The organism is Rhizobium zaerense (assembly GCF_051810725.1).
Lineage (GTDB): Bacteria > Pseudomonadota > Alphaproteobacteria > Rhizobiales > Rhizobiaceae > Rhizobium > Rhizobium leguminosarum_I.
In genome coordinates this window covers 1,213,703-1,227,678 of record NZ_CM132690.1, presented here as the reverse complement: position 1 = coordinate 1,227,678, position 13,976 = coordinate 1,213,703, and the positions used below count along the sequence as shown (strand labels likewise).

The following is a 13,976-nucleotide window of genomic DNA, read 5'->3' as shown; positions in this document are numbered from 1 at the left end:
TTGAGGCTTAGGTTTTGATGGGCAAGAAGCCGGCAGTGGAGCGCAGGGAAGAGGCAGAGGACCGCATCGCCAAGAATGCGGCCTTCGACTATGCGCCGCATCCCGATACGGCCGATGAGATGGTCGACAACGACGGCGCCGTCCGCCCCGTCTGGCAAAATTTCCTCTCGCATCTGAGCGCAATGCCGGAAAAGGATCTCGCCGAGCGTTTCGCCCGCGCCGATCGCTACCTCCGTGATGCCGGCGTCTTCTATCGCGCCTATGGCAGCAAGGGCACTGGAGAGCGAGCCTGGCCGATCTCGCATATCCCCGTGCTGATCGACGAGCGCGAATGGCAGACGCTTTCGGCAGGCCTCGTCCAGCGCGCCGACCTGCTGGAAGCGATCATCGCCGATATCTACGGCGACAACCGGCTGGTGGAGGAAGGTTTCCTGCCGCCGGCACTGATCGCCGCCAATCCCGAATTCCAGCGCCCGCTCGCCGGCATCAAGCCGGCATCCGGTCATTATCTGCATTTCTGCGCCTTCGAGATCGGCCGCGGTCCTGACGGCAACTGGTGGGTGCTCGCCGACAGGACGCAGGCTCCCTCAGGCGCTGGTTTCGCGCTGGAAAGCCGCGTCGCGACGACTCGCGCCTTCTCGGATATCTATGCCGAAACCCCGGTCCATCGCCTCGCCTCCTTCTTCGGCGCCTTCCGCGACGCGCTACAGGGTATGAAACATTCGGGCGACGACCGCATCGCCGTGCTGACACCCGGCCCCGCCAACGAGACCTACTACGAACACGCCTACATCGCCCGCTATCTCGGCTTCATGCTGCTCGAGGGCGAGGATCTGACCGTCGTCAAGGGCCGTGTCATGGTGCGCACCGTCGCCGGCTTGAAGCCGATCGGCGTGCTCTGGCGCCGTCTCGATTCGGCGTTTGCCGACCCGCTGGAGTTGAACCAAAATTCGCATATCGGCACGCCCGGCCTCGTGGAAGCGCTGCGCGCCGAAAGCCTCACCATCGTCAATGCGCTCGGCACCGGTATTCTTGAAACCCGGGCGCTTCTCGCCTTCATGCCGACCATCTGTCACCATCTGCTTGGCGAGGATCTGCATTTGCCCTCGATCGCTACCTGGTGGTGCGGTCAGGAGGAAGAGCGCGAGCACGTGGCAAAAAACATCGAAAAGATGGTCATCGGCCCTGCCTATTCCCGTGCCCCCTTCTTCGACGATAACGGCGAATCCGTGCTCGGCTCATCGCTGCGCGCGGCTGCCAAGGATTCGATCACCGACTGGCTGAGTTCGGACGGCCCGAAGCTCGTCGGCCAGGAGGTCGTCACGCTGTCGACCACACCCGCCTGGGTGGACGGCAAGCTCGTGCCGCGGCCGATGTCGCTGCGCGTCTTCGCCGCGCGCACCGCAAACGGCTGGCAGATCATGCCCGGCGGTTTTGCCCGCATCGGCTCCGGCGCCGATGTCGCGGCGATCGCCATGCAGTCCGGCGGTGCGGCCGCCGATGTCTGGATCGTCAGTGACAAGCCAGTCGAGCGCCACACGCTGCTGCCTGCCGAAGGCAGCTTCACCCGCAACATGCCGGGCAGCCTGCCGAGTCGGGCGGCCGACAACCTGTTCTGGCTCGGCCGCTACATCGAGCGCGCCGAAGGGGCGCTGCGCATCCTGCGCGCCTGGCATGCGCGTTACGCCGAAGCTGCCGATCCGAGCCAGCCGCTGCTCGCCGATGTCTCCGACTATCTCACGGCCGTCGATATCGATACTGCCGACGCCGTGCCGGAAACGCTGCTGCGCAACATCGACAGCGCCGTTTATTCGGCCAGCAACATCCGCGACCGTTTCTCCCCGGACGGCTGGCTGGCGCTCAACGATCTCGCCAAGACCGCCCGCCGCTTCCACGTCACCGTCGCTGCCGGCGACGATGCCAGCCACGCAATGACAATCCTCTTGCGGAAGCTTGCAGGCTTCGCCGGTCTCATGCATGAAAACATGTACCGCTTCACCGGTTGGCGGTTCCTTTCGCTCGGCCGTTATATCGAACGCGGCCTGCACATGACGCGCCTGCTCGGCCACATGTCAGGCCCGGAAGCGCCTGACGGCGCGCTCGACATGCTGCTGGAGATCGGCGACAGCGTCATGACCCATCGCCGCCGCTATAACGTCAACACCGCGCGGCTGACCGTCACCGACCTCTTGGCGCTCGACCCGCTCAACCCGCGTTCGGTCCTCTTCCAGGTGAACGAGATCCATCACGAGGTCGAACAATTGCCGAATGCCATGATCAACGGCCAGATGTCGCCCTTCTACCGCGAGGCGATGCGGCTCCACTCCGGCCTGGCGGTGATGACGCCTGAGGGCATGGGCGTCGAAGTCTATCAGCGACTCGAACGCGAATTGGAGCAGCTCTCCGATCTGCTCGCCCAAACCTATCTCGGGTGACGGCCGTGCTCTACGATCTCTCCCTCCACATGGGTTACAGCTACGACGCGCCGGCCTCCGGCGCCCGCCACATCATGCGCCTGATGCCGCTGTCGCTGGCCAATCGGCAGCGGCTGATCGCCGGCTCGATCACCATTTCGCCCTCGCCGGACGAGCAGTCGCATTTCGTCGATTTCTTCCATCACCCCACCACCTCCTTCCTGCTGCGCGCGCCGCACGAGACGCTCGACATTCGCATGCAGGCCCGCGTGCAGGTGGAAAGCCAGCCGATCGCCGCCGATTTCTCGCCGCTGCTTGCCGACCTGCCGGAGGAGATATCAGGCATGTGGTCGCTGGCGCCGGATTCGCCGCACCATTTCCTCGGTGACAGCCCGCGCCTCACCGAAGCGCGCGAGATCGCCGACTATGCGCGAGGCTGCGCCACGCCTGATCTGACGGCCATGCAGATCGCTCATGCGCTCTGCGCCCGCATCAACAAGGATTTCACCTACGACCCGGAGGCGACGACGGTGGACACCACGCCGCTCGAGGCGTTCAAGTTGAAGCGCGGCGTCTGCCAGGATTTCACCCATGTGATGATCCAGGCTCTCAGAAGCCTCGGCATTCCGGCCGGCTACGTCTCCGGCTTCCTGCGCACCATCCCGCCACCCGGCAAGGAACGGCTGGAAGGGGCGGACGCCATGCATGCCTGGGTGCGCATCTGGTGCGGCGAGACGATCGGCTGGATCGAACTGGACCCGACCAACAACATTCCCGCCGGCATGGACCACATCGTCGTCGCCTACGGCCGGGACTACTCCGATGTCGTCCCCGTCATCGGCGTCTTGAAGAGCTATGGCGGCCACCGCGCCGTCCAGGCGGTCGACGTCATTCCGCTGAAATAATCCCAAAACTGGAAAAATCCGACGATTCGTTAAAATTGCATTGACGCCGTAAGGACGGCGGAAAGGAGGAGCGTGCCCAATATCACCTCACAGGGCCTCCATACACGGGTGAACATGATGAGCACCTCCTTTTTGCAGACTCCCTGCCTGCGTCGCATGCTTGGCGACCGTGGCGGTAATTTCGGTATAATGACGGCGATCGTACTGCCCGTCCTTTTTGGGGCTGCCGGCATGGCGATCCAGGTGGGCGATATATTGCTCTCGAAACAGCAGTTGCGGGAAGCCGCCGATTCGGCCGCGCTGGCAACCGCGACCGCCCTGGCAAACGGCACGATCCAAACCTCACAGGCCGAAGCCTTTGCGCGGGATTTCGTGGCGGGGCAGATGGCGAATTACCTGCAAAGCAGCGTCGATATCAAGAGCGCGACAGGCGTCGACGTCCGGACAACGACATCGGGAAAGTCGATATCGTACCAGGTGACGGTTTCACCAAGTTACGACCTAGCGGTCAACCCACTCATGCAGGCGGTCGGCTTCAGCACGCAGCATCTTTCGACATCAAGCACGACGATCGGCGGCCAATCGCAAACCCAGGGTTCCATCTCGATGTATCTCGCCCTCGATAAGTCGGGGTCGATGGGAGATCCTACCGCCACCGTCATGACGGAATCATTCACCTATAAATGCAACGAGCACCTCAACAAAAACGGTAAGACAATCTACGACACCTGCACCGGCACGCGTACGCGTTATTACACAAAAATAGAAGCGCTGAAGCTCGCCGCCGGCAATCTTTTTGGTCAACTCAATAGCGCCGATCCCAATGCCGAATATGTACGCACAGGCGCGGTATCCTACGATATCATTGAATATCCAGCCAGCAGTCTCGCCTGGGGAACTGCCGGTGTCTCCAGCTATGTCAACGCCCTTCAGTCCGGCGGCGGCACGAACTCCAGCGGCGCAATGAACACGGCCTATTCGTCCCTGACGGCTAAGAACGCTGCGGGGAATGACGCCGAAGACGCCGCCCACCAGCAGAAAACCGGGCAGCTACCGAAGAAGTACATCGTCTTCATGACCGACGGCGACAATAACAATGATAGCAGCGGCGGCCGTTCCTACGACACCGCGACGAAGAAGACATGCGACGACGCGAAATCGAAAGGCATCGAAATCTATACGATTGCCTTCATGGCACCCTCGGGCGGGCAGGCGCTGCTGCATTATTGCGCCTCCGATGACGCGCATTATTTCCAGGCGGAAAAGATGGAAGACCTGCTTGCCGCCTTCAAGGCGATCGGAGCGAAGGCTTCCGCGCAGTTGACGCGTCTGACGAACTGACGATCGGTCCCCGCGAAAAGCCGAACAAAAAGCCGCTCCGGAACAAACGGAGCGGCTTTTCGTTATCGCTATCCCACCCATCTGATCGGGAAAAGCGATTGAAATCAACCCCCTCGACCCCTGTGAATGTGAAGGTTTCGCAAATTTTTCGTTTGTCCAAATCCTTTGTTGCAAGTGCTTAGTAACGATGCATAAACTGTCGGCTGCACAAGCGACGAATTGATTGAATCAGGCATAACATCCTGAAACAAAATTAAAATTGGCGAGACCTGACGATGAACACTGTTTCTAAGCCGATCATCCCTTCCCCCGCCCCTCGCAGTTCAAGGCCGGAAATTCTCGCTGAAGAAATCATTGAACGTCTGACCTACCGCATCGGCAAGGATGCCAAGGTGGCAAAGCCGCATGACTGGCTGACGGCGACGATCCTGGTGGTGCGCGACCGCATCATCGACAGGTGGATGGCGTCCACCCGCGAGGTCTATGCGACCGGCGCCAAGCGCGTCTATTATCTTTCTCTTGAATTCCTGATCGGCCGCCTGATGCGCGACGCCGTCTCCAACCTCGGCCTGATGGAGGAGGTGCGCGATGCGCTCGCTTCGCTCGGCGTCGATGTCAACGTCATCGCCGGCCTGGAGCCGGATGCCGCACTCGGCAACGGCGGCCTCGGCCGCCTGGCTGCCTGTTTCATGGAGAGCATGGCGACGGTCGACGTTCCAGCCTACGGCTACGGCATCCGCTATGTCCACGGGCTCTTTCGCCAGCAGCTGGCCGACGGCTGGCAGGTCGAACTGCCGGAAAACTGGCTCGCCCATGGCAATCCCTGGGAATTCGAGCGCCGCGAAAGCTCCTATGAAATCGGCTTCGGCGGCGCCGTCGAATTCATCACCACCCATGACGACCAGCCACGCTACGTCTGGAAACCAGCCGAGCGCGTCATTGCCGCCGCCTTCGATACGCCGGCCGTCGGCTGGCGCGGCAAGCGCGTCAACACGCTGCGCCTCTGGTCGGCGCAACCGATCGATCCGATCCTGCTCGATGCCTTCAATGCCGGCGACCACATCGGCGCGCTCCGCGAAAGCAACAAAGCCGAAAGCCTGACCCGGGTTCTCTATCCTGCCGACGCCACCCCGGCCGGCCAAGAGTTGCGCCTGCGCCAGGAATTCTTCTTCTCGTCGGCCTCGCTGCAGGACATACTGCGCCGCCATCTGCAGCAATATGACGACTTCACCTCGCTGCCGGACAAGGTGGCGATCCAGCTGAACGACACTCACCCCGCCGTCTCGGTGGCCGAACTCGTGCGCCTGCTCTGTGACGTACACGGGATGGATTTCGACCAGGCCTGGGAAATCACCCGCCATACCTTTTCCTACACCAACCACACGCTTCTGCCCGAAGCACTGGAAAGCTGGGCGGTGCCGCTGTTCGAGCGCCTGCTACCGCGTCACATGCAGATCATCTATGCGATCAATGCCAAGATCCTGATCGACGCTCGCAAGGGCAAGAACTTCTCCGATGCGGAAATCCGCTCGATCTCGCTGATCGATGAAAGTGGCGATCGCCGCGTGCGCATGGGCAACCTCGCTTTCGTCGGCTCGCATTCGATCAACGGCGTCTCGGCCCTGCACACCGACCTGATGAAGGTCACGGTCTTCGCCGACCTGCACAAGCTCTATCCCAACCGCATCAACAACAAGACCAACGGCATCACGCCGCGCCGCTGGCTGCAGCAGTGCAATCCCGGTCTCACCGGTCTGATCCGCGAAGCGATCGGCGACGAATTCCTCGATGATGCCGAGAAGCTGCGTGCGCTCGATGGGCATTCCTCCGATCCGGCTTTCCAGCAGAAATTCGCGGCGGTAAAGCGCGCCAACAAGGTGGCGCTCTCCAACCTCGTCGCCAGCCGCATGGGCGTGAAGCTCGATCCGTCGGCAATGTTCGACATCCAGATCAAGCGCATCCACGAATACAAGCGTCAGCTGCTGAACATCATCGAGGCCGTCGCGCTCTACGATCAGATCCGCTCGCATCCCGAGCTCGACTGGGTGCCGCGCGTGAAACTCTTCGCCGGCAAGGCGGCGCCGAGTTACTACAATGCCAAGCTCATCATCAAGCTGATCAACGACGTCTCCCGCACGATCAACAACGACCCGTCGGTGCGCGGCCTGCTGAAGATCGTCTTCGTCCCGAACTACAATGTCTCCCTCGCCGAAGTCATGGTTCCGGCCGCCGACCTTTCCGAGCAGATCTCGACCGCCGGCATGGAAGCATCCGGCACCGGCAACATGAAGTTCGGCCTGAACGGCGCGCTGACGATCGGCACGCTCGATGGCGCCAATGTCGAGATGCGCGACAATGTCGGCGAGGACAACATCGTCATCTTCGGCCTCAAGGCCGACGAAGTGTCGAAGGTCCGCAGCGATGGCCACAATCCCCGCGCCATCATCGAAGGATCGCGCGAACTCGCTCAGGCGCTCGCCGCCATCAGCTCCGGCGTCTTCTCGCCCGATGACCGCAACCGTTACACGGCGCTGATCGACGGCATCTATTCGCACGATTGGTTCATGGTCGCCGCCGATTTCGACGCCTATGCCCAGGCCCAGCGCGAGGTCGACCAGATCTGGACCAACCAGTCCGCCTGGTACACCAAGACGATCAACAATACGGCGCGGATGGGCTGGTTCTCTTCCGACCGTACGATCAGGCAATATGCAGACGAAATCTGGAGAGCCGGATGAAAACGCCGAAAACCATCCCTGAAGTAAAGCTTTCCTGGGAAATTTCGGCAGATGAAATCACGGCGATCCTTGCCGGCTCGCATTCCAATCCCTTTGCCGTCCTAGGTGTGCACCAGGCCGGCGACGTTTTCGTCGCCCGGTGCTTCATCCCGGGCGCGGAGGAGGTGACCGCCATGACGCTCGACGGCGGCGTCATCGGCGAACTGAAACGGCTCCATGCCGACGGCGTCTTCGCCGGTCCGGTTTCCCTTACCAAACTCCAGCCGGTGCGTTACCGCGCCCGGCGCGGCGATGCCGAATGGGCTGTCACCGATCCCTACAGTTTCGGTCCGGTGCTCGGACCGATGGATGATTATTTCGCCCGCGAAGGCTCGCATCTGCGGCTGTTCGACAAGATGGGCGCCCACCTTATCAAGCATGACGGCGCCCAAGGCATCCATTTCGCCGTCTGGGCGCCGAATGCGCAGCGCGTCTCCGTCGTCGGTGATTTCAACAATTGGGACGGCCGCCGCCACGTAATGCGCTTCCGCGCCGACAGCGGCATCTGGGAAATCTTTGCCCCTGATGTACCGATCGGCGTTGCCTACAAGTTCGAGATCCGCGGCAAGGACGGCGTATTGCTGCCGCTAAAGGCCGATCCCTTCGCGCGCCGCAGCGAGCTCCGGCCGAAGACAGCCTCTATCACCGCCGCCGAGCTGGAGCAGGAGTGGGAAGACGAAGCCCATCTGAAACACTGGCGCGAGACCGACAAGCGCCGGCAGCCGATCTCGATCTACGAGGTGCATGCCGCCTCCTGGCAGCGCCGGCAGGACGGCACGATGCTGTCCTGGGACGAGCTCGCCTCCAGCCTCATCCCCTATTGCGCCGACATGGGCTTCACCCATATCGAATTCCTGCCGATCACCGAGCATCCCTACGATCCCTCCTGGGGTTACCAGACGACCGGCCTTTACGCGCCGACCGCACGTTTCGGCGAGCCCGAGGGTTTTGCCCGTTTTGTCAACGGCTGCCACAAGGTCGGCATCGGCGTCATCCTCGACTGGGTGCCGGCGCATTTCCCGACCGACGAGCACGGCCTCGGCTGGTTCGACGGCACGGCTCTCTACGAGCACGAGGACCCGCGCAAGGGCTTCCATCCCGACTGGAGCACGGCGATCTACAATTTCGGCCGCACCGAGGTCGTTTCCTATCTCGTCAACAACGCGCTCTACTGGGCCGAAAAATTCCATCTCGACGGTCTGCGTGTCGATGCCGTCGCCTCGATGCTCTACCTTGATTATTCCCGCAAGCACGGCGAGTGGATCCCGAACGAATACGGCGGCAACGAGAACCTCGAAGCGGTCCGTTTTCTGCAGGATCTCAACATCCGCATCTATGGCAAAAATTCCAACGTGATGACCATCGCCGAGGAATCGACCTCCTGGCCGAAAGTCTCGCAGCCCGTTCATGAAGGCGGCCTCGGCTTTGGCTTCAAGTGGAACATGGGCTTCATGCACGACACGCTGAGCTACATGAGCCGCGATCCTATCTATCGCGGGCACCATCACAACGAGCTCACCTTCGGCCTGCTCTACGCCTATTCGGAAAATTTCGTCCTGCCGCTCTCGCATGACGAGGTTGTCCATGGAAAAGGCTCTTTGATCGCCAAGATGCCGGGCGACGACTGGCAGAAGTTCGCCAATCTGCGCGCCTACTACGCTTATATGTGGGGCTATCCGGGCAAGAAGCTGCTGTTTATGGGCCAGGAATTCGCCCAATGGAGCGAGTGGAGCGAAGATAAGGCACTAGACTGGAACCTGCTTCAGTATCGCATGCACGAGGGCATGCGGCGCCTGGTCCGCGATCTTAATTTCACCTATCGCAGCAAGCCGGCGCTGCATGCGCGTGACTGCGAGGGCGAAGGTTTCGAATGGCTGGTCGCCGACGACCACCAGAATTCCGTCTTTGCCTGGCTGCGCAAGGCGCCAGGCCAGAAGCCGGTCGCCGTCATTACCAATTTCACCCCTGTCTACCGCGAGAACTACTCGATCCGCCTGCCGTCCGCAGGGCGCTGGCGGGAAATCCTGAACACCGATGCCGACATCTACGGCGGCAGCGGCAAGGGCAATGGCGGGCGCGTGCAGGCCGTCGATGCCGGCGGCAACATCACCTGCTCGATTACCTTGCCGCCCTTGGCGACAATCATGCTTGAACCTGAAAATTAGTGACTGGTGGGAGGAGAAAATGGTAGAAAAGCGCGTTCAGCCACTTGCCCGCGATGCAATGGCTTATGTTCTGGCGGGCGGCAGGGGAAGCCGTCTCAAGGAACTCACCGACCGGCGTGCCAAGCCGGCCGTTTATTTCGGCGGCAAAGCCCGCATCATCGATTTCGCCCTGTCGAACGCCCTGAATTCCGGCATCCGCCGCATCGGCGTCGCCACGCAATACAAGGCGCATTCGCTGATCCGCCACATGCAGCGCGGCTGGAACTTCTTCCGCCCCGAGCGCAACGAGAGCTTCGATATTCTGCCCGCCAGCCAGCGCGTCTCTGAGACGCAATGGTATGAAGGCACGGCCGACGCCGTCTATCAGAACATCGACATCATCCAGGATTACGGCGTCGAATACATGGTCATTCTTGCCGGCGACCACGTCTACAAGATGGACTATGAATGGATGCTGCAGCAGCACGTCGATTCCGGCGCCGACGTCACGATCGGCTGCCTGGAAGTGCCGCGCATGGAAGCGGTGGGCTTCGGCGTCATGCATGTCAACGACAAGGACGAGATCATCGCCTTCGTCGAGAAACCGGCCGATCCGCCGCCCATTCCCGACAAGCCGGATTTCGCCCTCGCCTCGATGGGCATCTACGTCTTCCACACCAAGTTCCTGCTCGATGCGTTGCGCCGCGACGCCGCCGACCCGACGTCGAGCCGCGACTTCGGCAAGGACATCATCCCCTATATCGTCAACAACGGTAAGGCGGTCGCCCACCGCTTCGCCAAGTCCTGCGTCCGTTCCGATTTCGAGCACGAGCCCTACTGGCGCGACGTCGGCACGATCGATGCCTATTGGCAGGCCAATATCGACCTGACGGCGATCGTTCCAGAGCTCGACATCTACGACAAGTCCTGGCCGATCTGGACCTATGCCGAAATCACCCCACCGGCGAAATTCGTCCATGACGACGAAGATCGCCGCGGCTCGGCCACCTCCTCCGTTGTGTCAGGCGACTGCATCATCTCGGGCGCCATGCTCAACAACAGCCTGCTTTTCACCGGGGTCAGGGCGAACTCCTTCTCCAAGATGGAAGGGGCGGTCATTCTGCCAAACGTGAAGATCGGACGGCGCGCGCAGCTCAAGAATGTGGTGATAGACCATGGTGTCATCATTCCGGAGGGCCTGGTTGTCGGCGAGGACGCCGAGCTCGATGCCAAGCGCTTCCGGCGGACGGAAAGCGGCATCTGCCTGATCACGCAACCGATGATCGACAAGCTGGATATCTGACTTATGAAAGTTCTTTCGGTTTCGTCCGAAGTCTTCCCTTTGATCAAGACAGGGGGTCTGGCCGATGTGTCCGGCGCCCTGCCGATTACTCTGAAAGCCTTCGGGGTCGAGACCAAGACCCTTCTGCCCGGCTATCCCGCCGTCATGAAGGTCATTCGCGACCCCGTCGTCAGGCTCGAATTCCCCGACCTGCTCGGTGAGCGGGCGACCGTGATCGAGGTTGAGCACGAGGGCCTCGATCTGCTCATCCTCGATGCGCCGGCCTATTACGACAGGCCGGGCGGCCCCTATCTCGATCCGCTCGGCAAGGACTATCCCGATAACTGGCGCCGTTTCGCCGCCCTGTCGCTTGCCGCCTCCGAGATCGCGGCCGGTCTGCTGCCCGGCTGGCGGCCGGATCTCGTCCACACCCACGACTGGCAGGCGGCGCTGACCTCGGTCTATATGCGTTACTACCCGACGCCGGAATTGCCGAGCGTTCTGACCATCCACAACATCGCCTTCCAGGGCCAGTTCGGTTCAGAGATCTTTCCCGGCCTGCGCCTGCCCGCCCATGCCTTCGCCACCGAAAGCATCGAATATTACGGCACTGTCGGCTTCCTCAAAGGCGGGCTGAAGACCGCCCATGCGATCACGACAGTCAGCCCCACCTATGCCGACGAGATCCTGACGTCGGAATTCGGCATGGGGCTCGAAGGCGTCATCGCCAGCCGCATCGACGATCTGCACGGCATCGTCAACGGCATCGACACCGATATCTGGAACCCGGCGACCGACCCTGTCGTCCACACCCATTACGGCCCGACGACGCTGAGGAACCGCGAGGAGAACCGTCGGTCGATCGCCGAATTCTTCGGTCTCGACAATGACGACGCCCCGATCTTCTGCGTCATCAGCCGTCTCACCTGGCAGAAGGGCATGGATGTCGTCGCCAACGTCGCCGACGAGATCGTCGCCATGGGCGGCAAGCTCGTTGTGCTCGGCTCCGGCGAAGCCGCGCTGGAAGGCGCGCTGCTCGCTTCCGCCAACCGTCACCCCGGTCGCATCGGCGTCTCGATTGGCTATAACGAGCCGATGTCGCACCTGATGCAGGCCGGCTGCGATGCGATCATCATCCCCTCGCGTTTTGAGCCCTGCGGCCTGACCCAGCTTTACGGCCTGCGCTACGGCTGCGTGCCGATCGTCGCCCGCACCGGCGGTTTGAACGACACGGTGATCGACGCCAATCATGCCGCACTTGCGGCGAAAGTGGCAACCGGCATACAATTTGCCCCCGTGACAGAAACGGGCATGCTACAGGCAATCCGCCGTGCGATGCATTTTTACCAGGACCGAAAACTCTGGACCCAATTGCAAAAGCAGGGCATGAAATCGGATGTCTCCTGGGAGAAGAGCGCCGAACGCTACGCTGCCCTCTATTCAAGCCTCGTCTCGAAAGGCATGTGACCTAAAATGATCAAGTCCGTCCCCACCACGCCCTATCTGGACCAGAAACCCGGCACGTCGGGCCTGCGCAAGAAGGTTCCGGTCTTCCAGCAGCCGAACTATGCGGAGAACTTCATCCAGTCGATCTTCGATTCGCTGGAAGGCTATCAGGGCAAGTGCCTGGTCATCGGCGGCGACGGACGCTACTACAATCGCGAGGTCATCCAGAAGGCGGTCAAGATGGCCGCCGCCAATGGCTTCGGCAAGGTCATGGTCGGCAAGGGCGGCATCCTGTCGACGCCGGCCGCCTCCCACATCATTCGCAAATACAAGGCTTTCGGCGGCATCATCCTCTCCGCCAGCCACAATCCCGGCGGCCCGACCGAAGACTTCGGCATCAAATACAACATCAACAATGGCGGCCCGGCGCCGGAAAAGATCACCGACGCGATCTATGCGCGCTCCAAGACGATCGACAGCTACAAGATCGCCGATTTCGCCGACGTCAATCTCGACCGCATCGGCAAAGACGAGCTTCCCGGCGGCACGATCCTCTCGGTGATCGACCCGGTCGAGGACTATGCCGCGCTGATGGAAGAACTGTTCGATTTCGGCGCCATCCGCAACCTGATCAGCCTCGGCTTCCGCATTGCTTTCGATGGGATGAGCGCCGTCACCGGGCCCTATGCCAAGGAAATCTTCGAAAATCGTCTTGGCGCTCCCTCGGGCTCGGTGCGAAACTTCATGCCGCTTCCGGATTTCGGCGGCCATCATCCGGACCCTAACCCGGTTCACTGCAAGGAACTCTTCGATGAGATGATGGGCGATGACGCGCCCGATTTCGGCGCCGCCTCCGACGGCGACGGCGACCGCAACCTGATCATCGGCCGGGGCATCTTCGTCACACCTTCCGATAGCTTGGCGATCCTTGCCGCAAACGCCAATCTCGCTCCCGGCTATTCCGGCGGCCTCGCCGGCATCGCCCGCTCGATGCCGACATCCGGTGCGGCCGACCGCGTCGCCGAAAAGCGCGGCATCGGCATGTATGAAACGCCGACCGGCTGGAAGTTCTTCGGCAACCTGCTCGACGCCGGCATGGCGACGATCTGCGGCGAGGAAAGCTCCGGCACGGGTTCCAATCACGTCCGCGAAAAGGATGGCCTCTGGGCCGTGCTTCTATGGCTGAACATTCTTGCCGTGCGCGGCGAGAGCGTCGCCGATATCGTCACCCAGCACTGGCAGACTTATGGCCGCAATTACTATTCGCGACATGATTACGAAGGCCTCGACACCGATGCGGCGAACGGCCTGGTGGACAATCTTCGCAGCCAACTGTCCACCCTGCCCAGCAAGAGCTTCGGCAACCTGAAGGTCGAGAAGGCCGACGACTTCGCCTATCACGATCCGATCGACAAGTCGGTGAGCGAACATCAAGGTATCCGTGTGCTCTTCGAGGGCGGCTCCCGCGTCGTCTTCCGCTTGTCCGGCACCGGCACGTCTGGCGCAACCTTGCGTGTCTATATCGAGCGTTACGAGCCGGATTCGACTCGCCATAACATCGAAACGCAGGAAGCGCTCGCCGATTTGATCGCGGCCGCCGAAAGCATTGCCAGCATTCGGGAACGCACGGGACGCGATGCGCCAACCGTGATCACCTGATCCGGGGG

8 protein-coding genes are annotated in these 13,976 nt (G+C 61.6%); all 8 read left to right on the top strand.

The features are described from left to right. Positions 1 to 17 precede the first annotated feature (17 nt). The 8 genes from ACS4RR_RS05860 (at position 18) to ACS4RR_RS05825 (ending at position 13,968) form a co-directional block, all read left to right on the top strand. Positions 18 to 2,435 (top strand): circularly permuted type 2 ATP-grasp protein, encoded by a 2,418-nt coding sequence (locus tag ACS4RR_RS05860; RefSeq protein WP_017967886.1) that lies wholly within the window; start codon positions 18 to 20, stop codon positions 2,433 to 2,435. Continuing rightward, complete coding sequence (locus ACS4RR_RS05855) at positions 2,432 to 3,319, top strand: transglutaminase family protein (RefSeq protein WP_222294168.1); 888 nt, start codon at positions 2,432 to 2,434, stop codon at positions 3,317 to 3,319. Before ACS4RR_RS05860 ends, ACS4RR_RS05855 begins: the two co-directional genes overlap by 4 nt. 117 nt (positions 3,320 to 3,436) lie before the next feature. Then, on the top strand, positions 3,437 to 4,660 hold the full coding sequence (locus ACS4RR_RS05850; protein ID WP_456190127.1) for a VWA domain-containing protein: 1,224 nt from the start codon (positions 3,437 to 3,439) through the stop codon (positions 4,658 to 4,660). Positions 4,661 to 4,935: 275 nt separating this feature from the next. Next, a complete protein-coding gene (locus ACS4RR_RS05845; protein WP_260297128.1) occupies positions 4,936 to 7,398 on the top strand; it encodes a glycogen/starch/alpha-glucan phosphorylase in 2,463 nt (820 codons plus the stop codon). Continuing rightward, positions 7,395 to 9,602, top strand: coding sequence for a 1,4-alpha-glucan branching protein GlgB (glgB, locus tag ACS4RR_RS05840; protein WP_260297129.1), 2,208 nt, complete (start codon positions 7,395 to 7,397; stop codon positions 9,600 to 9,602). Before ACS4RR_RS05845 ends, glgB begins: the two co-directional genes overlap by 4 nt. 19 nt (positions 9,603 to 9,621) lie before the next feature. Beyond that, entirely contained in the window at positions 9,622 to 10,884 is a 1,263-nt protein-coding gene (gene glgC, locus ACS4RR_RS05835) for a glucose-1-phosphate adenylyltransferase (RefSeq protein WP_017967891.1), read from the top strand. A gap of 3 nt (positions 10,885 to 10,887) precedes the next feature. Further along, the gene (glgA, locus tag ACS4RR_RS05830; RefSeq protein ID WP_260297130.1) at positions 10,888 to 12,330 is read left to right on the top strand and encodes a glycogen synthase GlgA; all 1,443 of its coding nucleotides are present in this window, start codon (positions 10,888 to 10,890) and stop codon (positions 12,328 to 12,330) included. Positions 12,331 to 12,336: 6 nt separating this feature from the next. Next, entirely contained in the window at positions 12,337 to 13,968 is a 1,632-nt protein-coding gene (locus ACS4RR_RS05825) for an alpha-D-glucose phosphate-specific phosphoglucomutase (protein WP_260297131.1), read from the top strand. Positions 13,969 to 13,976: the final 8 nt, after the last annotated feature.